Origin of the sequence: Chitinophaga filiformis, from assembly GCF_900102545.1 — a bacterium.
GTDB classification, from domain to species: domain Bacteria; phylum Bacteroidota; class Bacteroidia; order Chitinophagales; family Chitinophagaceae; genus Chitinophaga; species Chitinophaga filiformis.
Genome location: NZ_FNBN01000002.1, coordinates 1,207,187 through 1,232,622, shown reverse-complemented (window position 1 = coordinate 1,232,622; position 25,436 = coordinate 1,207,187). Strand labels below are relative to the sequence as shown.

Below are 25,436 nucleotides of genomic sequence, written 5' to 3'. Positions count from 1 at the left end.
TGAGAATAAAACCGGGCCTCCGCGAGCCCGGCAATAATCTCTACCCCAACATCTACATTCCCTCAATTGCTTTGGATACATGCCGGGAGTGTACTTAAATAGCTGGCAAGGCGCCGGCAGTATCTGAAACGTTAACAGTACTTTGTGCGTTCTTTGTCGCAGGATACACAGCACGTTCATGAACTTGCGATGTAGGTGTCCGGTCAATCAGCAGACTGAGTAGCTCCGGACGACTGTAATGACCGCGGGCATCCATAAGCCGTTTACGGGCATCGATCAGAGAAAAGTCAAGATCGGCAATCACTTCGCCTTCTCCTGTTTTGAGAGGTTCACCTATGAGCTGGCCATCGGGGCTTACGATTGCAGTAAAACATCCACCGGAAATTGGTCCGATACTACATCCGGTATCCTGCATGATCTGAGCCTGTTGATCTGCATCCAGCCATGCTGTAGCACAAACAACAAAACAGGCAGATTCCAGGGCATGCTGGCGAACGTTGGCTTCTGTCTGCTCAGAGAACAGCGGGCCGAAGATGGAGCCGGGATACATCGCAGAATGGATTTGTTCACCATCAGCAATCAGCGCATACCGGGCCAGCGGCATATAATGTTCCCAGCAGGCAAGCTGCCCTATGCGGCCAACGGCGCTGTCGGTAGCGCCCAGGCCGGATCCATCACCCTGTCCCCAGATCATCCGTTCATGATAGGTAGGGGTGAGTTTGCGGCGGCGTTGTATTAACGTGCCATCTGCGTCGAAGAGCAGCTGTGTGTTATAAAGGGTACCACCATCGCGCTCGTTGACACCAATCGAAACAACCATATTAGCTTCTCTGGCGGCTTCTCCGATGGCCTGGGTTTCTGCAGACGGAACAGTGACGGCCTCATCGAGCAGGCGCTGATGTTCTTTTCCCATTGCGAACGGCGCCTGTACAAAAGAGAAATAGGGGTAGTAAGGAATGACGGTTTCAGGAAAAGTGGCAAACTGTACCCCTTTTTTACCCAATTCACGGATCTTCTTCACAACTTTTTCTACAGTACCCTGGCGGCTGTACAACACAGGACTGATCTGCACGGCAGCGGCTTTAATAATCTTTTTCATTTTCTGCTGGATTTATATTGTTGTTTTTAAATTTTGTTAACATAGTAGAACATCGCTGGCAACAGCTACGCTTTTGATAGCGTTGCTCATTATTTATTCAACCGGTTTTATTTTTCCCTGGATATTCCTTTTTGAGATAAAGTATAGCAATATTGATTGTGTTATATCTTCACTCAACAGCCTGCCGATGAACACACCAGCAACCTGCGAACCTTTCTTTAGATACATGCGGAAGTATGTGGACCTCAATCCTGATACAATGGATTTGGTAGCAACCCATTCCGGCGAGCTTACCGTTCCTCCAAAACACATTATTCTCCATGAAGGTAGCCCGTCTGATAAAGTCCATTTTATTGTTTCCGGCACAGCAAGATCTTATTATACTGATTTTTCAGGCAAAACGGTGACATGGTCCTTCCACTTTAATAATGAGGCAAGCAATAGCAGAAACCTGTTTGCTGTCGACTATCGTGCTTTCTTAAACAATCAGCCATCTTCCGTCACTATAGAGACGCTTAGTGAAGTGAATGCAATAACGTTTACCAAAGCACAGGTAAAGTATTTAATAGAAAAATCTCTTATCTACGAAAGATGGATGCGCAAACTGAACGAAAATGCATTTATGCAGATGTATGACAGAGCATTCACGCTGCTTACCATGGCCGCCGCAGAAAGATATAATAAGTTGGTAAAGGAGGAGCCGCATCTCCTTCAGATGTTTTCAAACTACTACGTTGCTTCCTACCTTGGTATAGCGCCACAATCCTTAAGCAGGATCAGAAGCCCAGCATTAATACTCTCGTTCTTATTTATTCACAAATGTGAATGCTATTCCAGGAGGACCTGGTGAAAAAGGGGCACAGGCGAAAGATCAGGCAATACCAGATCGGGAATCCGCACATAATGTACAGGATGGTGGAAAACCATGCAGGAACTGGGCTCTATATGCCTATTCATCTGTTGGTTTATGAAACATCTGATGGAAAGGTGATGGTCGAATATGATCTGCCGTCTTCTTTATGTGCACAGTTTAATAATACAAGGATACTTTCCGATTCGATTATGCTGGAGAACAATCTTATTAAAATGATTCAGACTGCCGATGGCGGAGGTCGTGGAAAATCAATATCAGATAACTAATGGGTAGTAAAAACAGAAGAAATGAAGTATCAGGAAAGAACAACCAGGGAGGAATTCAATGAAGATGATTACCGTCCAATGCCGTCTGAAGAAATGAATAGTGCGCCGAAACGCGTGCCTTGTACAGGTAAAAGAAGTTTCCTGGTGCTCAGTCACAATAAATACATCACGGTTCCCACTGAAAGGATAGCCTTTTTCTACGTTAAATTCGAGGGGACTCTTATGGTCACGGTATGCGGAAAGGAGTATTCAGTCAATTATTCCCTGGAGCAGATACAGCAGCTTTTATCAGACCGGCAGTTTTTCAGGCTAAACCGGCAATACCTGATCAACTTCGATGCCATCAGGGAGGTAGAACGCTATTTTGCCAGGAAGTTGCTGGTAATACCCTCTTTACTCTTTCCGGGGAAGATGATTGTATCAAGGCAGAGAGGAAAAGAATTCCTGGATTGGCTGGAAAACAGGTAGAGCCTTTATTCTGTCCTCAGATTCTTCACCGGATTCATTAATGCAGCCCGCATCACCTGAAAACTGATAGTAAGAAGTGCCATTGAAAGCGTCGCAGCTCCGGTGACTGCCAGTACCCAGCCATCTAATGAAGTCCTGTAGGAGAAACGTTCAAGGAAGGAATGCATGAAGAACCAGGCGAGAGGAGATGCAAGCAGGATGGCAATCAGGATCAATCGAACAAAGTCCCTGGTCAATAGTGATACGATGCCGGTTACGCTGGAGCCCAGTACTTTGCGGATGCCGATTTCCCGTACCCTGTTTTCCGTCATGTAAGTGGCTAAGCCCAGCAATCCCATACATGAAATAAAAATCGCTATAAAGGTAAAGGTGCTGATGAGCATCGCGATATTCCGGGCATGCTGGAATTTGGCGGCATAGTCACTGTCTGCAAACTGCAATTCGGTTAAATACCCGGGATTGTATTTCTTCAAAATAGCCTCAGCCCGTTGGATGTTTTGAAAGAAGGATTGGCCTCCGCTTATGCGAATGTTTATGGTATTCCCCGGGTTGACAGTTCCTTTTATCAGCACGGGCTGAGAGGCCTGGTCAGGATCGCCTACTAAGAAATCTTTTACCACGCCGACAATCGTCCAGGGAACATCTTCATCGCGGATAATTTGTCCCACAGGGTCTTTAAAACCCAGTACTTTTGCACTGGCCGCATTAATTACACAGGAAAGGGTATCGCCGGGATAATTTTCGATATCAATGTCTCTGCCGGCTACCAGCGATAATCCATTGGTCTGGACAAGGCCGCCGTTTTCCATTATTAACACGAAACCCGGATTTATTTTAGGGTCCATCCCATCCCATTTCAATCCTGATTCTATAGCCGCGATCTGCGTAACCCTGGCGTTGGATTCAGAAACAGATGAAGCGATGCCGGTACCGATCAGTTCATTTTTAAGAGCGGTATAGTTGTGGCGTAGATCGGCCGTGAGTGAATGATAAACGAGCGTTTCCTTCGCAAAACCTACTTCCCGGTTGAGCTGGTGTTGTATCTGTTTGTGATAGATGAAAGTGAAATTGATCAGGACAATGGAAAAGGTAAATTGAACAACTACCAATATTTTGCGGGGAGTAACAAGCGCATTTCCATTTTGCAAAATACCTTTCAGTACTTTTACAGGTTTGTAAGAAGAAAGATAGAGGGCCGGATAACTGCCGGCCATCAGGCCGGTAAGGAGAATAAACGCCAATGCAGCGAGCCAGAACAATGGCGACTTCCAGGGAATACTAAGCTGTGCGCGGGTTAGGTCGCTAAAGTAGGGAAGGACCAATTGCACAAGTACCAGTGCAATGATTCCTGCCAGGAAGGCCATTAAGACAGACTCGCCGATAAATTGGATCACCAGTGAGCGCCGCGCTGCACCTACTACTTTTCTTATCCCTACTTCCTTTGCTCTTTTCTCACTTCTGGCAGTGCTCAGGTTCATGAAGTTAATACAGGCAATCAACAGGATGACCGCCATCAGGCCTCCCAACATTTTCAGGTTGTCGATATTTCCTCCGGCAGGCCTGCCATTTTCGAACCTGTTTTCCAGATAGACTTTTGCCAGCGGATAAAGGAATGTCGTCTGCCCGGGTAATGATGAAACTGTTAATGAACTGTTCTGTTGGCCTACATGCGCAATCTTTTGATTGACCACGTCAATGTTTGCGTTCGGCTGTAATTCAATATATGTAAACAGGTTCTGGTTGTTCCATGCACCGTTACTATGTAAATATTCCCAGGGCAATAAATAGTCGAATTTGAACTGAGTATTTGCAGGCAAGTCCTTCAGCACGCCTGTTACGGTAAAAATATCGCCGGTAGGTGTATTGAGAATTTTATTGACCGGGTCCTGGCTGCCGAAAAGTTTTACTGCCAGTTGCTGCGTGATGACAATATTGTTCGGATGTTTTAATGCGGTCTGCATGTTCCCTGCTATGAGGGGAAAGCTGAACATGGATAAAAAAGCGGCATCTGTGATATTACCAACTGCAGGTATCAGCTTATCCTCATGACGCAATAATTTATTGGTAACAATTGTTCTTGCCATATTCCTGACATCCGGATAGTTTTTCAGGGCCGGTCCTAAGGGGCCGGCAGTAAACTCCCAGCATGACAGCTTACCATTTACGATCCCTTTAGTATAAGCTTTGTAGATATTGGCTTTCTTCTCATGAAACTGATCTATGCTTAATCCATATTGAATATTCAACAACAGCAAAATGGCAGCGGCCATACCCAGGGATAAGCCGGTTATATTGATCAGGGAATGCACCTTGTTTTTAAAGAGGTTGCGGTATGCGATCCTGAAGTAGTTCTTAAGCATAGATATCCCGGTTTGGATAGAAAGGAACTATAAAAATGCCAGCTTGCTAAAATACTGTAAATCATTGGTATAAGGGAATTTCTATCCCGTTATCTGTCCGTTTTCGTTACAATCTTGTGTTCATAAACGGTCAGTCCTGCGGGAGCAGAACGGCCTGAGGTAATGACAGGTAATGAAAAAGGGATGTGCGCGTATGTCACATCCCTTTTTTATCGCGGCTTGTAGCACCTTATAATCAGCGAATTGACTTAAACGATGCGCGTAGTTCTTCCGTAAAGAGTGTAGGTTGTTCCCATGCGGCAAAGTGACCACCTACATTCAGCTTGTTATAATGAATGAGTTTTGGATATGCCTGTTCTGCCCAGTTTTTAGGAACAGCATAGATCTCATCCGGGAAAGCGCTTACGGCTACCGGAATGGCAACATGACGGGGATCAAAGAAGCCGCCCTTTGCGGTCTGGAATGTTTCCCAATACAAACGGGCAGAAGAGATACCGGTATTTGTCACCCAGTATAATGTGATGTTGTCGAGAATATCATCTTTTGTAAGGCCTTCTGATTGTCCTTTGAAGACACGTGCAATAAGTTCATATCTTATAGAAAAAGTCCAGCTGCTGGTAGGCTCTCTTTTCATCGACTGAAAGTCCAGCTGGTGTAGGACCGCCAGACGCTAATGCCTTTGTGATTTCTGCAGGAACGGTGGCCGCCATATTGGTATGAATAGCCAGCAATTCCGGAGGAGCCATCAGCGCCATTATTTCGGAAATGGCATTACCCCAGTCGCCACCTTGTGCAACATACTTTTTATAGCCAAGACGGTTCATCAGTTCTATCCATGCTTTTGCAATATGTACAGGATCCCAGCCGGTGGTAGTTGGTTTGCCTGAGAAGCCGTAACCGGGAATAGAAGGTATTACTACATCAAAGGCATCTTCAGCCTTTCCGCCATAGGCAGTAGGGTCAGTTAGAGGGCCAATGACTTTTAACTGTTCAATGATAGAGCCTGGCCAGCCATGCGTAATGATAACAGGCAGTGCATTTTTATGTTTCGAACGGACATGAATGAAATGTATGTCAACGCCGTCAATGTTGGTTACAAACTGTGGTAAAGCGTTCAGTCTTTGTTCCACTTTCCGCCAGTCATAATCTGTTGCCCAGTATTGTGCAAGTGCTTTCATGGTTGCCAGCTGCACGCCCTGTGATGCATCGTTGACGATCTCCTTATCAGGCCACTGTGTTGCCTGGATCCTATGTTTAAGATCTACCAGTTTTTCTTTCGGTATATGCACCTGGAAGGGGCGGATGCTTTTGTCTGATGTTTTATCAGATGATGTACTGTTTTGTGCATTGCTGATAGTACTCTGCATCAACAGGCCAATTCCTGCTATTGCGAGTTTAAATATGCTAACCTTTTTCATGATTTATTTTTGATGTTTTGGAATACGGGTGTAAAATTATTCCGGTCAGCAGCGATTGGCAATGATGAAACAGGCCATGCAGACGAAGTCATTCCCGAAGCGGCCAAATTCGAGTGTGAAGTTTATAACAGGAGGGGCACTGACAATGTTCATTTGCAGATATTGATGTTATTTTCATATTAACTTTTTGTTCTCATATTGACTAATTATGCTGAACCCGCTTACATTGCATATATACTTTGTTATGCCCACGTAACAGGAATGCTATATTCTGGATTGTTATGCCTGCATTAGTTCGAAGTAATCATAACCTGTACTGTAGGAAAACGTGCGCAGATACACTGCGGTATCGGCTCGTTTCTTAGTATACAATCATTAAATGCTTAAATAAGCCCTAATCTATGATCAGAGTTAACACGCTATTGTTGCTTGTTTGTTTGATGACCCATTGGGTGACGTCTACACACGCACAGATTCCATTGCCGCCCGCAACAGCCCAGACACCCAATATTGCCAGCCTGGGACTGTTTGGTCAGGTTCCCGTATCCTATTTTACAGGACTGCCACAGATAGAGATACCCTTATACACTTTACAGGATAAAGGCATTAAGATCCCTGTAACATTAAGTTATCATGCTTCAGGGTTCAGACCTGATGCACACCCCGGTTGGGTGGGCCAGGGATGGAACCTTTCTGCGGGAGGGGCCATCTACCGTACAGTGAACGAACTGCAGGATGAATATAATAAGGCGAACGTATCACCTTATTATGTGAATGCCGGCTATTACTTTAACCATGGCGTCCTGAACGTCAGCAACTGGGACCAGGTGTCTTTCATGCAGAGTATCACCCGTGGTGATGGTGTACTGAAAGATACTGAACCGGATGAGTTTTCTTTCAGCTTTCCGGGCGGAAATGGAAAGTTTTACATGGGGGCCGATGGTGAATGGAAAGTGAAATGTGACCGTCCGGTAAAAGTCACTTTCAACGGACAGTTCCTCTTACCTCCTTTCGAGGTAATTCCTATGACCCCAATGCCTAACGGAGGATATATTAAAGCATTTTCCGGCTTTACGATCACGGATACAGACGGTACACAATATGTTTTTGGCGGAAGCACAAATTCCATTGAGTTTAGTACAAGTTTCTTTGAGCAGGGTCCTGATGAGTGGACCGCCAATGCCTGGTATCTGACAAAGGTTATCCATGCAGATGGATATTCGGTAGATCTTATCTATGAACGTGACAGCTATATTAACCAGTTGTATACTTCTATTTATAACGATCTTGGAACAAGTACTGTTTCCAACGGCGCATTCCTGCCCAAGTGCAGCAGCACCAGTATTAGTCCAATGCAATACACAGGTAAACTGATGGCCCCCGTTTATCTGAAAACCATCCAGAGCTCTATAGGAAAGATTTCTTTTTCCCGGTCCACAAGTACGGAATTGAAATTCCCTCAATCAGCATACGACGCCAGTTATGTGAATGGAGGTAATCAGCTCAGTTACTTTCTGACTTTCCTACGCTTTGATGACAGTGCCTACCCAGGCTGCCTGAATAACCTGCAATGGAAAAAGCTGGACCAGGTACGTATTGAGAATGAGTTTGGTACGATGATAAAGGCATATAACTTTACTTACAACAATAACGCGAATGAAAGGCTTACGCTGCTTTCTCTTACTGAACAGGGACGCGATCTGGGTAGTAAAGCGCCTTACCAGTTCTCTTATGATAATTCACAGACGCTGCCTCCTTACCTGGCCAATAAAAACGACCACTGGGGATTTTATAACAACCAGGTGGCTAATGTCAACAGTGCTGATTATCAGGCTTACTACAACCTGAGAGAACCTAATGCTACTTATCTGCGGACAGGCGTACTTAATAAGATAATCTACCCTACAGGAGGTGTTACAGAATTCACCTACGAACCACATGTGTATGGCAAACGTCTTCAGTTTGTACGCTCGGCGGGAATAGATCCTTCCTTTAACACCAATACGGTGGCCGGTGGTCTGAGGATAGCGAAGATCAAAAGTTATGATCCTGCAAAACCGGAGCAAAAAACAGAGAAGGAGTATTTCTATGTTACCGGATATAAAAATAACATAGCGGTAAATACTTTGCCATCCAGCGGTGTACTGGGAGGTCAAACAAAGTATTATTTTGATGATTACAGGGTCAATGCAGCCGGTCTTTCAGGTGTGGTGTACTCCAAGAAGATCTTCACGTCACAATCTGTATTACCGGCCTGTAACAATGCACAGGGAAGCCATATAGGTTACAGTGAAGTGGTAGAGAAGGACAATAATGGCGGGTATACCCGTTATTATTTTACGAATTTTGAAAATGGGCATCTTGACGAAAGTACTACTACCTTACAACCAACACGCACCGCGTATGAGCCCTTTACATCCCTGGAGGAGGAAAGGGGCAAAACCACCAAGGTGGAAACCTATAATAGTTCAAATGTATTGATCAACAGCAAGCAGATTCAATATATTGCGGTTAATAAAACCAATGAATACGTCAAGTCACTGAAGGCAGACCGGTTTGTGGTTTGTCCGGAAAACCTGGGCGTATATGTGGAAGAAGGAACCGCCTACAGGTTCTATACTTATTCCTATCTTCCACTGCAGGAGAGCAACGTAGCATACGATCAGAATGGTCAGAACCCGATAGCCACCTTCAAAACGTTTGCATATAATGAACAAACCCACCAGTTAAAGAGTGAGGATCACGCAGATAGCAGGGGCTATCACAACGTTGCCTACTATCGTTATCCTTATGATGTATTGAAGTACGATGGCGGAACAGACCCCAGCACGACTGCTACCACTCCTTATATGGTAAAGCATAATATTATCGGAAGGCCAACAGAAGTGTTAGAGACCTATACTACCTCAGACGACTTTAGCTATGAGTATGTCAAAAAAGCAACGGTGATACGCATGAGCGGACCAGGTAATTATGTGAAACCCCTGAGTGAGCTGTTGATGAAACTACCGGCGCAACCATTAGGGGCCAGCAGTTACACTTATTATAACATTATAGGTATTGATGGATCAGAAATCGAGGAAGTCGATCCTAATATAGAGCAGCGCTCTTTTCTACATTATGATGCCTATGGTAATGTGACTGAATATAATAAGGATATCAAATATACCAGCTATCGATGGGGATATCATGGTAATTACCTGATCGCTAAAGGTGATAATTCTCAGCCAGGTTATGCAAGTGGTAGTAACATTGCCTACACCAGTTTCGAAGAAACCGATAAAGGCGATTGGACATATAGCGGGACTCCGGTAACAGATAGCTGGACGCCTACGGGCAGGTATGTTTATAACCTGGCAGCCGGCAATATCACCAGACAGGGTTATCCATCCCTGCACTTTATTGTCCAGTATTACAAGAAAACCGGAGCAACGGTGAACATAAGCGGCACAATCAGCACCCGGAATATCCGCACCATTGGCGGGTGGACGCTGGTAGAGCAGGAAGTATCCAATGCAAGCGGACTGTTAACTATATCCGGTTCCGGTCTGATTGATGAGTTACGCTTATTCCCTGTAGGCGGAAAACTGGAAACTTATACGTATGATCCGCTGGTAGGTATGACATCCAGGACTGACGAAAGGGGAGATATCACCTATTACGAGTATGACGAATTCCAGCGCTTAAAGTCTGAGAAAGACGTGTACGGTAATATCCTGAAACGTTACGATTATCAGTACCAGGCGCCCATTCAACAATAATCCCTAACCGAAATAATTATGAAACCCACTATAAAGTTTAACCTTGCGGGTACATTTACTCTGCTGCTGACTGCAGCCTTCATAGGCGGTGTGTCGGCGCAGACCCCCAACACACAAACAGCGCCTCCGGCAGTGTCGCAGTCAGTTAATACCGTTCCGGCAGCGTATGGCAGCACAGGAAAGATCAACTACATACGCACATGGAAGGCTAATAAAAGGATCGGCCTGGATGCAGATATTATATCCACATCCAGAACGGCACAGGAAGTAAAACAAAGCACACAGTACTTTGATGGCCTGGGTCGCGTTATTCAGACAGTAGAGAAAAGCGCCAGCCCCCTTGGTATGGATATGGTGACGCCTATTTTATATGATTCACTGGGACGGGAAAGTATTAAATACCTTCCTTACACTTCTACCACCGGTACCGGTAAGTTTAAACTGAATGCGTTTGGAGAACAGGCTACCTTTATGGGCAGCCAGTATAGCGGAGAGAAAGTGTATTATCAGCGACGGGAGTATGAAATATCTCCGCTGAACCGTGAACTAAGAAATTTCTCACCCGGTAACAGCTGGGCTAAAGAAGGTGGTAACAGGCCAGTATCTATACAGGAGCTTTCCAATACGGTAGCAGATTCTGTACGGGATTGGCGTATGTCGTCGACCAGCCCTATACCTACCAGTACAACGACCTATATGGCCGGGTATTTATTTAAAAGAATAACTACCGACGAAAATGGGAGCCAGGTGATTGAATACAAGGACAAAAAAGACCATTTGCTCCTGAGAAAAGTGCAGCAGGCTGCTTCTCCGGGAACCGGGCATATTGGCTGGTTGTGTACTTACTATGTGTATGATGATTTCGACAACCTGAGATTTGTTATTCCCCCTTTGGCGGTGGATAAGATCAAGGGAGCCTGGTCTATCAGTACAGCTGTCGCAACAGAATTATGTTATCAGTATCAGTATGACGGACGTGGTCGTATGATAGCCAAAAGGATGCCTGGACAAGGGGAAGTGCATATGGTGTATGATTATAACGAACGCCTTGTTATGACACAGGATAGCGTGCAGCGAGCCAGATCGCCACGTGAATGGCTGCTTACTTTCTATGATGGGCAGGATAGACCGGTGATGACGGCTATCTATCCCTCCAATCAGACAAGGGATCAGTTACAGGCTACTATGAACGTTTCTCTTAACCTGAGTACAGAACTGAGCTATACCATACCCAACGCCAGCACGCCGGAAAAGGTGATGGCTACTCTAGTACCAACTGGCTTAACAGGGTACCAGCCGTTAACAATTAACTATTATGATGATTATGCTTACAATAATGCCAAGGCATATGATAATAGTTATGCCTCGAAGCCGCAGGCAGGCAGTAATCCTTTTGCAGATACCATAAGAAACGCCGGTATGTCGCGAGGCCTTTTGACGGGGTCTAAGAAACTGATATTAGGAACATCGCAATGGCTCTCCACCGCATATTTCTATGACGAGAACAAGCGATTGGTACAAACACGTTCAGACAACGTTAATGGCGGAGAAGATATTACTACCACCTTATATGATTTTAGCGGAAAAGTATTAAGCACTTTTCTACACCATAGTAATCCCAAAAGCAGTACTACCCCACAAACGGATGTGCTGACGAAATTTACCTATGATGTTACAGAGCGTTTGCTGACAACAACAAAACAGGTAAATACGGATGCGGCTAAAATAATTGCCGAGAATAGTTATAATGAGGCCGGCCAGCTAAAGAGAAAACGCCTGGGAATCACTGCAACAGGCCAGATAGATACACTGGGGTATGAGTATAATATCCGGGGTGCGTTAAGAGGGATCAATAAGAGCTTTGTGAACACGGTAAATAGTACTGCCAGCTGGTTTGGAGAGGAGCTGAATTACGATTATGGCTTTACTGCCGGTCAATACAATGGGAATGTTGCTGGTGGAAAATGGAAGAGCCAGTCGAATGGTATCGCAAGGGCATATGGATATACATATGACAAGGCAAACCGGCTGCTGGGAGCAGACTATTCACAACAGAATACCGGTAGCACCAGCTGGACAAAGGATGCAAATGATTTCACAGTAAGCGGCATTTCCTATGACGCTAATGGGAATATTGCTACTATGGCACAGAAGGGCATGATGGGTACAACAAGCAGGATTATAGATCAGCTGATATACCGTTATCAGGATAACAGTAATAAACTACTGGCAGTAGGTGATACAAGTGTAACCGCTTCCGCCAAACTGGGTGATTTCATCAATGGTACCAATAGTGGTGATGACTATACTTATGATGTGAACGGTAATCTGACAAAAGATCTGAATAAGAGTATCGGATCTATTACTTATAACTATCTTAACCTGCCACAGACTATTACTGTTACCGGAAAGGGTACAGTCAGTTTCCTGTATGATGCAGGGGGGAACAAGCTCCGGAAAACAGTAACGGACCAGACCGTGACGCCCAACAGGACAACTGTTACACACTATATAGGCGGCTTTGTATATAAAAGCGATACCCTGCAGTTCATCAATAATGAAGAAGGCCGTATGCGTACAGTATTTAATGGTAGTAACCCCATGAAATATGTATACGACTACTTTATGAAGGACCACCTGGGTAATATAAGAGCAGTCCTTACGGACGAATCGGATCTGGGCATTTATAGCGCCAGCATGGAAACAGCACAGGCAACAACAGAGAATGCCCTGTTCAGTAACCTGGACGACACCCGTACTGCTAAACCTGCAGGCTATCCACAGGATCAGACCACGCAGAAGAATGATTTTGTAGCTAAACTAAATGCGAAAGATGGAGGTAAGAAAATAGGACCATCAATTGTATTAAGGGTAATGGCAGGAGATACCGTGCAGATAGGAGCGAAGGCATTTTATAAATCTATTGGATCAAAGGATAACAAGTCTGTTACTCCCGAAGATATGGTGGTGGCGTTATTGCAGGCATTCGGCGGAGATGGGCCGCAAAGTGGTGCACATGGTGCTGCTCAAAGCCAGCGTTTAACGCCTTTTGGTAATTTCACCGGCAGTGATTACCAGCGCCTGAAAGAAAAGGAGCCTGGCCAGAATCAGCCGAACAGGCCAAAGGCTTACCTGAACTTTGCTTTGTTTGATGACCAGTTTAACCTGGTGGAAGATAATAGTGGTGTCAGACAGGTGAAAGAAACGCCGGATGAGCTGCAAACCCTGTCGGTTGACAAAATGCCTATAAGGAAATCAGGTTTCCTGTATGTATACACAAGCAATGAGACCGCACAGGACGTGTTCTTTGATAATGTTGTGTTAGGCCTGGCACAGGGACCATTGCTGGAAGAAACACATTACTATCCATTTGGATTGACGATAGCAGGGATCAGCAATAATGTGCTGAAAGGGACCAGGTATTCTGAGAATAGGATGAAGTACAACGGGAAAGAGCTGCAGAATAAGGAATTTAATGATGGAAGCGGATTGGAGTGGTATGACTATGGCGCGAGAGCCTATGATCAGCAGATAGGAAGGTGGAATATGATCGATCCTTTTGCTAATAAGTATGAGAACGTCAGCCCTTATGCTTATACTTTGAATAATCCTGTTAACGCAATAGATCCGGATGGGAAACTTGTAATATTTGTTAATGGGTATTATAATAGTTTCTTTCAGGGTTCCTTCGGAACTAAGCCTATTGAATGGAACTTTGGTCCAACCAAGCCCGGGCAGGATTATTGGAATTATTTTTCCAAAGGTTTTATTCCCGGGGCTAAGGCCCTCTTCAATGAGACGAGTAATAAAAATGAACAATTTGCGGATGGTTCTTCTTTATTTGGAGCGGATCAAAGCGGAGCTGACCGATATGAATTGGGGAGGAAATATGCAGCGGCACACTATAAAGAGTGGATTTCAAAAATGAGTCCCGATGAGAAATTCAACCTGGTTTCTCACAGCGAGGGCGGGGCCTTTGCTGCTGGTATAGCTGCCTATTTATCAGAAAATGCCTGGGGCGAATACAAAGGTCATACAGTAGGTACTGTGTTATATTTATCACCGGATGAAGCAGATGAGTTTGAGCATACGAGTAGTGGGAAAGGAATCCAGGTTCATAACTTAAGGGATCGAATAGCTCAGTATTCTCATTTGAAGGGTGTTAATCGGGAATTACAGTATGATAAAGGTGATGTTGGTGATGCTCATGGAGGGACGGTTTCTACCAAGGTACTAGGTGATTTGCAGACTCTTCTGAACAATGTAGCTAATTCGAAGGATTTTGAGCGGATCGAAACATCTGACGGGGTAATTTATAGAAGGAAGTAATAATAAAATATGCTGTCTTTAAAGCTCCGTACCTGTTGACAGTACGGAGCTTTCATTTTGGCCGCGTTCTACATTAGTGCCAGTAAGTTACTTGCACAGTATTGAAGTTACTTGTACTAACCTGTGTGATTTTTCTACAAATGACACTTTCCGTTTGCTTGTCGGGAAACTCAGATTCGACAAATACAATCTCAATAGAATTGTAATTTTGTTTGTACTTCATTATTTTAAAAACTTGTGTGGCAATACCTTTTGATATTGCTTTCAATGATGTACTGTCTTTTGAACAGAGGTCTTCATGCTGAGGGTTTTTTACTTCTATCCAAAATTGTCCATTTTTTTTATTTTCTTTTACTGCATTATAGTCATGCTGTAAACTAATATCAGCGGAATATGCTGTAGCCAGAGAATCAGCAAATTCTTTTTCTTCTTCTGAGAGGAATATTTTAGGGGAGTAGCAACAGGGTAGGACAATAATCAGGGATAATGTTATCAGAGTGTGAGCATGTTTTTTAAAGGTCATATAAGTCGTGTTTAATGCAGGATATCTGTTTGAAACAATATGTTATTGTTTAAGCAAATTTATTGAACACCATTGTTGTTAACAAAATCGAATTATTTTTTTCAATTAAAAGATATCTCTGGAAAGATCATTCATTCGGCAGATCTTCAAAATCGCAAACTCCCTGAGTAAATAGCACCCAGAAAAGCCCCTTCCTTGACTTTAACACTATATTTTCGGACTTTTGAGTCTAATCACATCAGCATGAAATGGATCACCAGAGAACGTCCCAAAATTGACCGTCTTGCCTGTCCCTGGCTTATTAAACGCTTTGTAGAACAGGATGCAGAGATCATTTATGTGCCATTCAGTGAAGTGATGAACAAAGCACAGGAACTGGATGCCATCCCGTTTGATATTGCCGGAGTAGAATATACCCACTACGATGATTATTGCACCTTCGACTATATAATAAAGAAACATAATATTCAAGACCCGGCCGTTCATGCAATGGCGCCTATCGTGAGAGGGGCAGATACTGACAGGCATGATCTCGCGGCGCAGTCGTCGGGCCTTTGGGCCATATCCGCCGGGATGGCCCATGATGAGCCTGACGATTATAAGCTACTGGAAAAGGGGATGCTGTTATACGATTCTTTGTATAGCTGGGCGAAGTATCTTCAGCATGTCAAACATACGCAGCAGCCTTTTGAAAATCAGTTGCTGGATATCTTCAAACAATACCTTCAGCATGAACATGATAGTAAGAAGGTCCCCAAATGGGCGAAAGAGCTGAAAGAGATCATCCAGGACCAGATTGATACCAACCTTAATCTGAGCCTCAAAGGCTTGTCGGAAACGCTGCAGGTGCATCCGTCCTACTTATCCCGGGAGTTCTCCAGGTATTTTGATGACCTTTCATTTGGCGAGTATATCCGTAAACTGCGTATTGATAAGGCTATACAGCTACTGACAACTACTGATCATTCTCTGACAGAGATTGCTTATCTCACCGGTTTTTCTGATCAGAGCCATTTTACGAGGACGTTTAAAAAATTTACAGGTAAAAGCCCTTCCGGCTATAAAAAGCATATAGTGAAAAAGTAGATCCGGCCTGTAGGCCCATAAATATTTCCCCCAAAAAGTAAAATTCAGACTAAACATTCGTTTTCGTTCTATTTTTTGGTTTTTCATTGTCTGAATTTGCAGTATTAAAATATACTGCAATGAAATGGATTACCCGTGAACATCCCAAAATTGACCGTATTGCCTGTCCATGGCTGATAGAAAGGTTCATTGATGGCAACGCGGAGATCATATTCGTTCCTGCTGCAGAAGTACTGCAAAAAGCACAGGAATACAATGCTATCCCTTTCGATATAGCAGGTGTTGAATACACACATGAAGGAGATCTTTGCACGTTCGACTATTTTTTAAAGAAGCATGCCCTAAATGATCCGGTCCTTCAGCAGCTGGCAATTATTGTACGTGCGGCAGATACTGATCATTTTGAACTGGCTCCGCAGGCGGCGGGCTTATGGGCTATATCTGCAGGTTTGTCGTATAACTACGCAGATGATCATCAGCTCCTGGAGATTGGCAAAAAGATGTATGACGCTTTGTATAGCTGGGCAAAATACAGGCAATCTGAAAAGCATACCTGGACTTTAAATACGCAGGCTACAAATGAATAAGAAAGACAATACAACAGCATATTCGCTGCGCGATCTGATCCTTTATTTTTTGAAGCTGGGAAGTCTTGGTTTCGGAGGACCCGTAGCGCTAACCGGTTACATGCATCGTGATCTGGTTGAAAAACGCAAATGGATCAGTGAGGAAGATTACAGGGAAGGACTGGCATTGGCCCAGCTGGCTCCGGGACCGCTGGCTGCACAGCTCGGGATCTATATGGGATATGTACATTACAGCGTATTGGGAGCGACCCTGGCAGGGCTTGCATTTATTCTTCCTTCCTTTTTGCTGGTAGTACTACTCGGATTCATCTACACCACCTGGGAGGGCATTCCACTGATGCAGTCAGTATTTTACGGAGTAGCCGCTGCTGTAATTGGTATCATTGCCATGAGTTCCTATAAGCTTACAAAAAAGTCGATTGGCAGCGATAAGATCCTGATCAGCATTTACCTTATCGCAGCCACTTATACGGTGTGGAAAGAAACAGAGAATGTGTTGTTGTTCCTGGGAGCAGGAATCGTCTACTGGCTGCTCAAAGCGCCACCTCAACGGATCTCCTTTTCGAAGAAACAGACAAGCGATGTTGCCCGGTCTTTTTCTTTTCCCCTCTTACTGACGGCATCCGTTCAGCATTCGGGTAAAACCCTCGGTCAGATACTGCTTTACTTTACCAAAGCCGGCGCCCTGGTATTTGGAAGCGGACTGGCTATTGTACCCTTCCTGTATGGAGGTGTAGTGAAAGAATATGGCTGGCTCAATGAACAGGAGTTTATGGACGCGGTTGCCGTGGCCATGATCACACCCGGTCCGGTGGTAATTACGGTAGGCTTTATCGGTTTCCTGGTAGCAGGATTCCCGGGGGCCTGTGTAGCTGCTTTTGCAACCTTTTTTCCCAGTTATCTGTTTACCGTACTGCCGGCGCCTTATTTCCGAAAGTATGGGAAACACCCCGGTATAAAGGCGTTTGTGGATGGAGTAACAGCTGCGGCTGTAGGGGCCATTTCAGGAGCAGTGATCGTACTGGGAAAAAGATCACTGACGGATGCTTATACCGTTGGTATTGCCCTGCTCACAGCATTGGTATTGTGGCGGTTTAAAAAGATATCTGAACCGGTCATTATACTTATAGCAGCACTGGTGGGCATTTTATTAAGAAGTGTAATAAATCACCAATAAATCAAACATATGGACAGAATGCAATTTCTCAAAAGTGGATTACTCATCGGTGGGGCAGGTGTTTTAAAATCAAATGGAGTACTGGCCCAAAGTATCCAGGAAAGCAACCTGGATAAGCTGACAGATGAACAGGGCAATTTTATACTTAACCAGCTGCCATATTCAGAATCTTTCCTGGAACCGAATATGGATGCCGAAACCTTGCATTTGCATCACCAGTTTCATCACGGCGGCGCTGTTAAGGGCGCTAATAATGATATTAAAATGATCAGGAAAGCCATTGATGAAAATAGTCTTGATACAGTGGATTTTTACACGAAGAAATTATCCTATCATTTCGGCAGTCATTTGCTGCATACCATCTTCTGGACTAATCTGACCAACAGGAAATCAGATCCTAAAGGAGAGCTGTTAAAGATGATTGAAAAAAGCTTTGGCTCTTTCGATAAATTTAAAGGATACATTGCAGAATCAGCAAAGAATATTGACGGTAATGGTTGGGGCATCCTGGCTTATCAGCCATACTCCCGCTCACTGACCATTATGCAGTGCGAGAATCATGAAAAGCTGCAACAATGGGGTGCTGTACCCATCCTTGTTATTGATGTGTGGGAACACGCATACTATCTGAAATACAAGAATAAACGCCAGGATTTTGTAGACACTCTTTTCAATATTATTAACTGGGATAATGTTGCCGAGCGGCTTAACAAGGCACAGCAACTATCCTGAGCACTGAGCGTCCCGGCTTAGTGCGGAGCCGGGATGCCTTCTTCCAAAGCCTCCTTCACATCCGAAGGATATACCGCATCCAGCATTTCACAATAAACATCAGACATGTGAAATCCTTCCTTGTATAGGCGAGCTGCATTTTGAAACTGCTGTTTTGCCTGTTTATGCTTTCCAAGAGCGCGATAGGCAATGCCTTTATAATAGCTCGTTTCTACATAATTCCTGCACACTTTCTCCTGCTGATTAAGATCAGATAAAGCACCAGTATAATCCTGCTGTCTTAGCTTTAATACAGCCCTGTGCAGAAAGTCAAACAATCCAATAAAATCCTTTCCTTTAGTATAAAAAATACTATCAATACCCCTGGAGAAATAAAGAGCCGCATTGGAGTAATTACCCAACTCCCGCTCACATAAAGCCATAACGACATTTAAGCTGTAAGTACCATCCCCGGTATGCTTAGACGCAAAGTGGGACAAACTATCGAATCGTTTCAGATCTTCAAGAGCGCCCTCATAATCCCTCAGGAACTTAAATCTACACCAGCCTCTTACATCGAGGGTTCTGGTAGGCTGCAGGTCTACTGCTTTATCCATATACCTGCGCCAGGTTACGAAATCCCCTCGTTTCAGATAAGGAACACTAATCTCCCGCCAGGCATCTGCCATCTCAGGGCATAAGTGGATGGCACTGTCCAAACATTCCTGGCTCCTGCGGGAGCCCTGTGGAAAAGAGCTGGAGAGGTTGCGTAGCTTGCAGGCAAGACTACAGAGAGAGTCTGTATAGATGTCACAATTCTGCTGTCCGCTAACAGCAAGACTAATTAAGCAAAGATATAGGAGCAGGTATGTTTTCTTCATGGGCTGACACTTATTATTTTACCATTCCTGATATGGAAAGTGATGTATTGATAGCTGTCATATACTTTCTCTTTATAAACAGCCGGTTGCCATCCACTGAGCTGTTTTACCAGCTTAAGTAGCTGCTGAGATAAGGCTTCATTGAAATGAATAGGCTGATAGTTATTGTCCATTTCAAAAAGGCGGAAACGGCCAGTGTTCCCATTACAATTTATAATGAATCTGATGGTCAGAAATCCATTCTGGTCCTGGAAACTATCCTGTGTACTGAAATTATCCTGCAGATATTTTATGATCTCCTTTTTATGATCCTTATAGTAGGATACAGTATTGTAGTACTGTAGCACCTGTTTGGGATTACAGACTACGAACCCCGGATCGTCCTGCAGACTATCAAAAGGAATATCTCCTACATGCTCAGGGAAAGTTTGTTGCTGGGCAAAGGCGGGTAGGATAAGGCACAAAAAGACAAAGGATAGTATAATGCTTTTCAGTTGATACATAACGGTATAGGTAAATGGGGCTTTTGCTAATCAGTCTCTCCATAATAAGCAGAGACAGCGTCAAAGGCAGTCTCCATCGAATTATTTGCGGCTGCCAGCAACGCTGGGTCAAGTTCTGCAATGTCTTTTGTTAACCTGAAAGATACTTTCTGTCCGGTGAACTCCAGGTGAGCCATTACTACTCCACTTCCCCAGAAGAAGTCATAAATCAGGGCGACGCCCTCTCCATCAGGATCCATGTAAGGAGCAATACTTCTCAACCAGGTTAACATGGCCAGACTTTCCTCGTAGTTTTCACTAAAGAATACCACGCAGAAGATCCATTCTTCCACGCCATCCTCCATTTGTTCCTCTTTTCCAATTCTGAACTCATTGGCAGTTGTTGCCAGGACCTCCCGGTTGGAGCCTGTCTGATAAAAATAGATCTTCGACAGTGGTTGCTTACCGTACATGTCGCGGCTATCCCACCATGATGTCCAATCCTGATCAACAGTTGCTTCAACGGGTTTGTCCTGAAGGAATCGTTCGAGGTTATCTTTTTGAATTTTGATCCTTACGTACAAGGATTTGAGCATTGACATAGTGGTGCGGTATTAGCCGGGACCAAATATAAAGCAAAAAGGGAGGGGTTCAAAGATAAAGAGATAACCCTCTTTGAATTTTTTGCCGGGGTGGCTGGTCAGATGTGTATTTGCGTTAATTTAGTATTGGTATTTTTCGAAATTGTATCCAATTAACCAGGAAATCGCCACTTAACTAACCCGAAACGCCCGGAGGGAAAATACCATAGCAAACCACATAAGCATTAATGAACAATTAAATAGGTTATTATTTACTAAATGCGACACTGCAGCAAAGCGTTCTTCTATATTTCTGCCGCCATTTTTATTTGGGTGGTTTCCCCCTTTTTGTCATTTTCTCAGTTAAAAGACGATGCTCATTCACAATTGGTTATACAACTTCAAAAAAGTAAAGCGGATACAGGTCGTGTGTCTCTTTTGCTAAAGCTTGGGCAATATTATGTACGGAGGGAGTATTATTTGTACAAAACCGGTAATCCGCGAACGCAATTCGACAGCGCCTGCTACTTCGCGGAGGAAGCCCTTCATTTGAGCGAGGCTTTAAAGTACGAAAATGGTAAGAATGAGGCGATTTTAATAAAGGGGGATGCATTGATCAGAAAAAATGAAATAAGATCAGCGCTTACCCTGTTGAATACACTAAATGAGCCGACCCGCTTTCGTTTATTGATAATATTGGGCCGGCATTATATCTTTCATACCGACAGAACGAAAAAGGATCTGGATAGTTCGATGTTTTTTTTAGAAAGGGCAAATAAAATTGCAGTGAATCATTTACCTGAAAAATGGCAGTATGAACGTATACATATCAACGCAATGCAGTCCTTTATTGCCGAGGGTTTGCAGCAAAGCAGAAAGCTATACCAAACAACAATAGATAAAGTAAGTCTGCCTGGTAATGAAGAAAATGAAGCACTCCTATGGCATGAATTAGCAACGCTGATCCCCTTGCGCGAGCAGACTGGAATAACTAGACTTTATTGTTTTGAAAAAATGTTTTCGCTTTATGAAAAAAGCGGTAATCAGGAACGACAGGCGTGGGTGTTAAAGACAATTGCTGATATACATTTGGTGAACGGGGAGCTGGATCTTGCTGAAACGGAGTTACTGGATGTACTTGAACGTTACAAGGCCATCGGATACCGGGACCTGCACTACATTTACGATCTGCTGGCGGTAACCAGCCGCTATAAAGGTGATTTTAGCAAGTGTATTTTTTATGGCTCGAAGGCAGTAGAAAGCGTGGAAGCTACTCATGATTCAGTTTCGGCTACTACTTTTTATCGTCGCCTTGCAAATATGTACCGGGAATCCGGGCAGCCGGACAAAAGCGTAGAGTGGTATTCAAAAGTGCTCAGGGACCGGGTATTTGACGGGGATAACAATGGGTATGTATTTAGGGATGCGTTCTTTTTTGCAAAGGAACTTATAAAGATAAAAAGGGCAAAGGAAGCACTGGCATATATGCTTGATATCGAAGCAAAGAACAAACCCCTTGGTGTTCACGCAGAAGCATGCCTGCTCGGTTCATTGGCGTTTTGTTATCATGCTGTGAAACAGGAAAGGCAGGCTGAAAAATATTATGCTGAATTGATAAAGCTGTCCGGTCAGTTGCAGGAAGACAATGAAATTACAAGCGATATTCATTACGAGTTAGGTCAATATTTCATCGGTAAAACGCAATACCGGAAAGCCGCCTTCTATTTGCAAAAGGCCCTGAATACCGCTGAAACCACCAATTCACTTCCCGAAGCTAAAGATATTCACCTGTTGCTTTTCAGGGCCGATTCCGGCATGGGGAATTATCCTTCAGCCATGAAACATTTACTAAGACACAAGCTATTGAGCGATTCCATCTTCAATGAAACCAGAAGCTGGCAAATGGAAGAATTGAGGGTTCAGTACGAAACTGCTAAGAAGGAAAAAGATATTGAAACCCTGAACAACCAGAACCACTTACAGCGTATTGGGGTTGATCAGGCCAACAGAACAAAAAATATCACCCTGGCCTGTGCAGTATTATTAGTGATCGTTGTAGGATTATTATTTAACCGTTATCTTCTGAAACACAAAAGCAATCACAAGTTGCAGGTGCATCAAAAAGAATTAGACCAGAAAAATATATTTTTAGAAACGCTGAATACGAAGCAGCATGTATTATTGAAAGAAAAAGAGTGGCTCATTAAAGAAATCCATCACCGGGTAAAGAACAATCTTCAAATGGTGACCAGCCTGCTTAATTCACAGGCCGCCTATCTCGATAATGACGCAGCTGTACTGGCAATAAAAGATAGCCTGCGGCGGATGCAGGCCATGTCGCTTATACATCAGAAGCTTTATTTGTCCGGAAATATTTCTACCATTTCTATGCCTGAATACATCAGAGATCTGTTGAGTTACCTGTATGAAAGCTTCGATACCGGCAACCGGATCGTTTTTCAGCAGACCATTGAGCCCATTGATCTTGATGTGTCACAGGCAATTCCGCTCGGATTGATCATCAATGAATGTATCGTAAATGCTATTAAGTATGCATTCCCCGGTGATCGCAGCGGGAGTGTCAGTATCAATCTGAAATCTGTCAATGAAGATCATGTGATACTTAATATTTCCGATAATGGTATCGGCCTGCCGATGGGCTTTGACGTAATGGAGCATAATTCACTGGGATTTGGCCTCGTACGGGGACTTGCAAAGCAATTGCACGGTAGTGTTAGTATTGTAAGTGATAAGGGCCTTAGTGTAATAATCCGGTTTGAAGTGATGACTAAACCAACTTCAGACGAACCATTTGTTAATTCTTAATAAGCTAGTTTAGATGAATAAAAAATTACTTATAGTAGAAGATGAATTCGTAGTAGCCAATGACCTGCGAATAATATTAACGAAGGCGGGGTATAACGTGACAGGAATTGCGGCTTCAGTTGAAGAGGCTGAAACGTATCTGCAACAGCAAACACCAGACCTGGTGATTTTGGATATACGCTTAAACGGGAAACGTTCAGGTATTGCGCTGGCCCGGAGGCTGAAAGAGGATAATATCGCATTCATTTATGTTTCCGCTAACTCTAACCAAAAAGTACTGGAAGAGGCAAAGACAACTGAGCCTTACGGTTTTTTAGTTAAACCATTCAGGGAGAAAGACCTGTTGATCACCCTGGATATTGCATGGTATCGTCATACGCACAGCCTTGAGTCAAAATTGCGGAATGAAGAGCGTTTACAAAAAATACTGACTGAGACATGTAGTGAAGAATCAGATGTTCAGTTAAAATTTTTAAAACTGGCTGAGGCTATGCAATCTTTTATCCCGTTTGATTTTATGGCAACCGGTGTAAGACCCCTGAATGGGGAACGGTTCACGGATATAGGTTATCTGCGGGTTGGTTTTGATGAATACCAGCATATCGGTGAAAAGGAGTTACTCACCATGACGGGTTTAGACAATAAATCTCTTTATGCAGTTATCGAAAATAGCCATGCCGACAGCAACGGGAACATTTATAGCAGTGAAGTATCAAAGAATAATGCCCCGAACAATTCGCTGCAAAGAATATTGTTAAATTGTTTGCGAATGGAGTCATATCTGGTATTTCCTGTTTCGCTGGGCTATGGATTGTCGGTTCATTATTTTTTCTATAGTCGCCAGCCGGGTATATACAGCAAAGCCCATCTTGCCTTCTTAAACCGGATAAAACAATGCCTGACAGACCTGGCTGAAAAGATCGTTTATTACGATACATCATCATCTGCAGAAGGGGATTGGCCTGTTTCTCCAGATAAAAAACGGAATAAAGCGGAGTTTTATCCCGGATTCAAAAGCATTGTTGGAAATCATCATCTTTTATTAGCTGCATTGGATCTTGCAACGCAGGTGGCGCCTTATAATACATCCGTTCTGATATTGGGCGAGAGCGGAACGGGTAAAGAAAGGGTAGCTCAATCCATTCATGAACTTTCAACCAGGAAAAAGGGACCATTCATTAAGGTTAATTGTGCCGCTATTCCTGAAACATTGGTAGAATCTGAGTTGTTCGGTCACGAAAAGGGCGCTTTTACAGGCGCTATCGAAAAAAGGAAAGGAAAGTTCGAACAGGCAGAAGGCGGAACTATTTTCTTGGACGAAGTCGGAGAACTGCCACTTGCTGTACAAACGAAATTATTACGTGTTTTACAGGAGAGGGAGATCGAATATGTCGGTGGCAAATCACCTGTAAAAGTTAGTGTTCGCGTTGTTGCTGCTACAAACCGTAACCTGGAAAAAGAAGTCGCTGAAGGAAGGTTCCGTCTTGACCTGTATTATCGATTGAATGTTTTCCCGATTACTTTACCGCCATTGCGTGAACGTAAAACTGACATAGAAGCACTAACCCTGTTTTTTGCAAATAGATTTTGTAAGGAATTCGGTAAACCCTTTAGCGGAATTTCAGACGCCATGATCCAGAAAATATGCGCGTATAGCTGGCCTGGAAATATTCGTGAACTGGAGAATGTTGTGGAGCAGTCTGTTGTTGTTAATGATGGCAGGACGAAATTGCAACTAATGCGGGACCTTTCATCACCGGCTTTTAGCCTTACAGGAAAAACTGATGTTAATACATTTGATGAAATAAAGCATATTCAGCGGGAAACAGAAAGAGAGTATATTACTTCCATCCTCCAAAAAACAAAAGGCCGTATACGGGGAGTCAATGGAGCCGCAGAATTATTAAATATGAAACCTACCACCCTTGAGTCAAAAATGGTCAGGTTGAATATAAGAAAGCAGGATTTTGACTAAGCAAACTCCGATATTTCGGAGTTCGGACTCCG

At 43.8% G+C, this 25,436-nt stretch carries 19 protein-coding genes and 1 pseudogene; 12 read left to right on the top strand and 8 right to left on the bottom strand.

The window, feature by feature from the left end; genetic code table 11:
• Positions 1-94 precede the first annotated feature (94 nt).
• A complete protein-coding gene (locus BLR32_RS11475) occupies positions 95-1,099 on the bottom strand; it encodes a nitrilase-related carbon-nitrogen hydrolase (protein WP_089831710.1) in 1,005 nt (334 codons plus the stop codon).
• Positions 1,100-1,286: 187 nt separating this feature from the next.
• Here BLR32_RS11475 and BLR32_RS11470 point away from each other — a divergent pair, with 187 nt between their 5' ends.
• From BLR32_RS11470 to BLR32_RS11460, 3 genes are read left to right on the top strand one after another with little or no spacing between them, the layout of a single operon-like run.
• Positions 1,287-1,949 carry a Crp/Fnr family transcriptional regulator gene (locus tag BLR32_RS11470; protein WP_089831708.1) on the top strand — a complete coding sequence of 221 codons (663 nt, stop codon included), beginning with the start codon at positions 1,287-1,289 and terminating at the stop codon, positions 1,947-1,949.
• The gene (locus BLR32_RS11465; protein WP_089831706.1) at positions 1,925-2,239 is read left to right on the top strand and encodes a DUF302 domain-containing protein; all 315 of its coding nucleotides are present in this window, start codon (positions 1,925-1,927) and stop codon (positions 2,237-2,239) included. The genes BLR32_RS11470 and BLR32_RS11465 overlap by 25 nt, the downstream gene beginning before the upstream one ends.
• 21 nt (positions 2,240-2,260) lie before the next feature.
• Positions 2,261-2,707: a LytR/AlgR family response regulator transcription factor gene (locus BLR32_RS11460; protein ID WP_089831704.1), complete on the top strand. Its 447-nt coding sequence runs from the start codon at positions 2,261-2,263 to the stop codon at positions 2,705-2,707.
• Between the two features lie 5 nt (positions 2,708-2,712).
• Here the strand turns inward: BLR32_RS11460 and BLR32_RS11455 are convergent, their stop codons facing one another.
• From BLR32_RS11455 to BLR32_RS11450, 3 genes are all read right to left on the bottom strand, one after another.
• Positions 2,713-5,067, bottom strand: a complete 2,355-nt coding sequence (locus tag BLR32_RS11455) for an ABC transporter permease (RefSeq protein WP_089831702.1) — start codon at positions 5,065-5,067, stop codon at positions 2,713-2,715.
• Between the two features lie 235 nt (positions 5,068-5,302).
• Positions 5,303-5,701, bottom strand: coding sequence for a hypothetical protein (locus BLR32_RS34345; protein ID WP_245705401.1), 399 nt, complete (start codon positions 5,699-5,701; stop codon positions 5,303-5,305).
• A complete protein-coding gene (locus BLR32_RS11450) occupies positions 5,655-6,485 on the bottom strand; it encodes an epoxide hydrolase family protein (protein WP_245705400.1) in 831 nt (276 codons plus the stop codon). The genes BLR32_RS34345 and BLR32_RS11450 overlap by 47 nt, the downstream gene beginning before the upstream one ends.
• Positions 6,486-6,886: 401 nt before the next feature.
• Here BLR32_RS11450 and BLR32_RS11445 point away from each other — a divergent pair, with 401 nt between their 5' ends.
• Both BLR32_RS11445 and BLR32_RS11440 read left to right on the top strand, forming a co-directional pair.
• On the top strand, positions 6,887-10,246 hold the full coding sequence (locus BLR32_RS11445) for an RHS repeat domain-containing protein (RefSeq protein ID WP_143011446.1): 3,360 nt from the start codon (positions 6,887-6,889) through the stop codon (positions 10,244-10,246).
• 18 nt (positions 10,247-10,264) lie between these two features.
• Complete coding sequence (locus tag BLR32_RS11440) at positions 10,265-14,575, top strand: DUF6443 domain-containing protein (RefSeq protein ID WP_089831698.1); 4,311 nt, start codon at positions 10,265-10,267, stop codon at positions 14,573-14,575.
• 73 nt (positions 14,576-14,648) lie between these two features.
• Here the strand turns inward: BLR32_RS11440 and BLR32_RS11435 are convergent, their stop codons facing one another.
• Positions 14,649-15,098 (bottom strand): hypothetical protein, encoded by a 450-nt coding sequence (locus BLR32_RS11435; protein ID WP_089831696.1) that lies wholly within the window; start codon positions 15,096-15,098, stop codon positions 14,649-14,651.
• 243 nt (positions 15,099-15,341) lie between these two features.
• On the opposite strand from BLR32_RS11435, the gene BLR32_RS11430 reads away from it, so the two are divergent.
• From BLR32_RS11430 to BLR32_RS11415, 4 genes are all read left to right on the top strand, one after another.
• Positions 15,342-16,184, top strand: a complete 843-nt coding sequence (locus BLR32_RS11430; protein ID WP_089831694.1) for a chromate resistance protein ChrB domain-containing protein — start codon at positions 15,342-15,344, stop codon at positions 16,182-16,184.
• A 119-nt stretch (positions 16,185-16,303) separates the two neighbouring features.
• Positions 16,304-16,771: a chromate resistance protein ChrB domain-containing protein gene (locus BLR32_RS11425; protein WP_089831692.1), complete on the top strand. Its 468-nt coding sequence runs from the start codon at positions 16,304-16,306 to the stop codon at positions 16,769-16,771.
• On the top strand, positions 16,764-17,948 hold the full coding sequence (locus BLR32_RS11420; protein ID WP_089831690.1) for a chromate transporter: 1,185 nt from the start codon (positions 16,764-16,766) through the stop codon (positions 17,946-17,948). The genes BLR32_RS11425 and BLR32_RS11420 overlap by 8 nt, the downstream gene beginning before the upstream one ends.
• Before the next feature lie 18 nt (positions 17,949-17,966).
• Positions 17,967-18,680 carry a superoxide dismutase gene (locus tag BLR32_RS11415; RefSeq protein ID WP_218124174.1) on the top strand — a complete coding sequence of 238 codons (714 nt, stop codon included), beginning with the start codon at positions 17,967-17,969 and terminating at the stop codon, positions 18,678-18,680.
• A gap of 17 nt (positions 18,681-18,697) precedes the next feature.
• Here the strand turns inward: BLR32_RS11415 and BLR32_RS11410 are convergent, their stop codons facing one another.
• Genes BLR32_RS11410 through BLR32_RS11400 form a run of 3 tightly spaced genes read right to left on the bottom strand, consistent with a single transcriptional unit; the run spans position 18,698 to position 20,624 of the window.
• Positions 18,698-19,540, bottom strand: coding sequence for a tetratricopeptide repeat protein (locus BLR32_RS11410; RefSeq protein WP_143011445.1), 843 nt, complete (start codon positions 19,538-19,540; stop codon positions 18,698-18,700).
• A complete protein-coding gene (locus BLR32_RS11405; protein WP_089831684.1) occupies positions 19,537-20,043 on the bottom strand; it encodes a hypothetical protein in 507 nt (168 codons plus the stop codon). Before BLR32_RS11405 ends, BLR32_RS11410 begins: the two co-directional genes overlap by 4 nt.
• A 26-nt stretch (positions 20,044-20,069) precedes the next feature.
• Positions 20,070-20,624 (bottom strand): hypothetical protein, encoded by a 555-nt coding sequence (locus tag BLR32_RS11400; protein WP_143011444.1) that lies wholly within the window; start codon positions 20,622-20,624, stop codon positions 20,070-20,072.
• Positions 20,625-21,389: 765 nt separating this feature from the next.
• On the opposite strand from BLR32_RS11400, the gene BLR32_RS11395 reads away from it, so the two are divergent.
• From BLR32_RS11395 to BLR32_RS11390, 3 genes and pseudogenes are all read left to right on the top strand, one after another.
• The gene (locus BLR32_RS11395) at positions 21,390-23,429 is read left to right on the top strand and encodes a tetratricopeptide repeat-containing sensor histidine kinase (RefSeq protein WP_176842240.1); all 2,040 of its coding nucleotides are present in this window, start codon (positions 21,390-21,392) and stop codon (positions 23,427-23,429) included.
• Between the two features lie 13 nt (positions 23,430-23,442).
• Positions 23,443-23,766: pseudogene (locus tag BLR32_RS34715) on the top strand (response regulator); the annotation flags it as partial.
• 6 nt (positions 23,767-23,772) lie between these two features.
• Complete coding sequence (locus BLR32_RS11390; RefSeq protein WP_449384799.1) at positions 23,773-25,404, top strand: sigma-54 interaction domain-containing protein; 1,632 nt, start codon at positions 23,773-23,775, stop codon at positions 25,402-25,404.
• The last annotated feature ends 32 nt before the right edge of the window (positions 25,405-25,436 follow it).

Coding starts and splice junctions, on each gene's coding strand:
- BLR32_RS11475 (WP_089831710.1), bottom strand. CDS start 1,099: ATGAAAAAGATTATTAAAGCCGCTGCCGTGCAGATCAGTCCTGTGTTG.
- BLR32_RS11470 (WP_089831708.1), top strand. CDS start 1,287: ATGAACACACCAGCAACCTGCGAACCTTTCTTTAGATACATGCGGAAG.
- BLR32_RS11465 (WP_089831706.1), top strand. CDS start 1,925: ATGCTATTCCAGGAGGACCTGGTGAAAAAGGGGCACAGGCGAAAGATC.
- BLR32_RS11460 (WP_089831704.1), top strand. CDS start 2,261: ATGAAGTATCAGGAAAGAACAACCAGGGAGGAATTCAATGAAGATGAT.
- BLR32_RS11455 (WP_089831702.1), bottom strand. CDS start 5,067: ATGCTTAAGAACTACTTCAGGATCGCATACCGCAACCTCTTTAAAAAC.
- BLR32_RS34345 (WP_245705401.1), bottom strand. CDS start 5,701: ATGAAAAGAGAGCCTACCAGCAGCTGGACTTTTTCTATAAGATATGAA.
- BLR32_RS11450 (WP_245705400.1), bottom strand. CDS start 6,485: ATGAAAAAGGTTAGCATATTTAAACTCGCAATAGCAGGAATTGGCCTG.
- BLR32_RS11445 (WP_143011446.1), top strand. CDS start 6,887: ATGATCAGAGTTAACACGCTATTGTTGCTTGTTTGTTTGATGACCCAT.
- BLR32_RS11440 (WP_089831698.1), top strand. CDS start 10,265: ATGAAACCCACTATAAAGTTTAACCTTGCGGGTACATTTACTCTGCTG.
- BLR32_RS11435 (WP_089831696.1), bottom strand. CDS start 15,098: ATGACCTTTAAAAAACATGCTCACACTCTGATAACATTATCCCTGATT.
- BLR32_RS11430 (WP_089831694.1), top strand. CDS start 15,342: ATGAAATGGATCACCAGAGAACGTCCCAAAATTGACCGTCTTGCCTGT.
- BLR32_RS11425 (WP_089831692.1), top strand. CDS start 16,304: ATGAAATGGATTACCCGTGAACATCCCAAAATTGACCGTATTGCCTGT.
- BLR32_RS11420 (WP_089831690.1), top strand. CDS start 16,764: ATGAATAAGAAAGACAATACAACAGCATATTCGCTGCGCGATCTGATC.
- BLR32_RS11415 (WP_218124174.1), top strand. CDS start 17,967: ATGCAATTTCTCAAAAGTGGATTACTCATCGGTGGGGCAGGTGTTTTA.
- BLR32_RS11410 (WP_143011445.1), bottom strand. CDS start 19,540: ATGAAGAAAACATACCTGCTCCTATATCTTTGCTTAATTAGTCTTGCT.
- BLR32_RS11405 (WP_089831684.1), bottom strand. CDS start 20,043: ATGTATCAACTGAAAAGCATTATACTATCCTTTGTCTTTTTGTGCCTT.
- BLR32_RS11400 (WP_143011444.1), bottom strand. CDS start 20,624: ATGTCAATGCTCAAATCCTTGTACGTAAGGATCAAAATTCAAAAAGAT.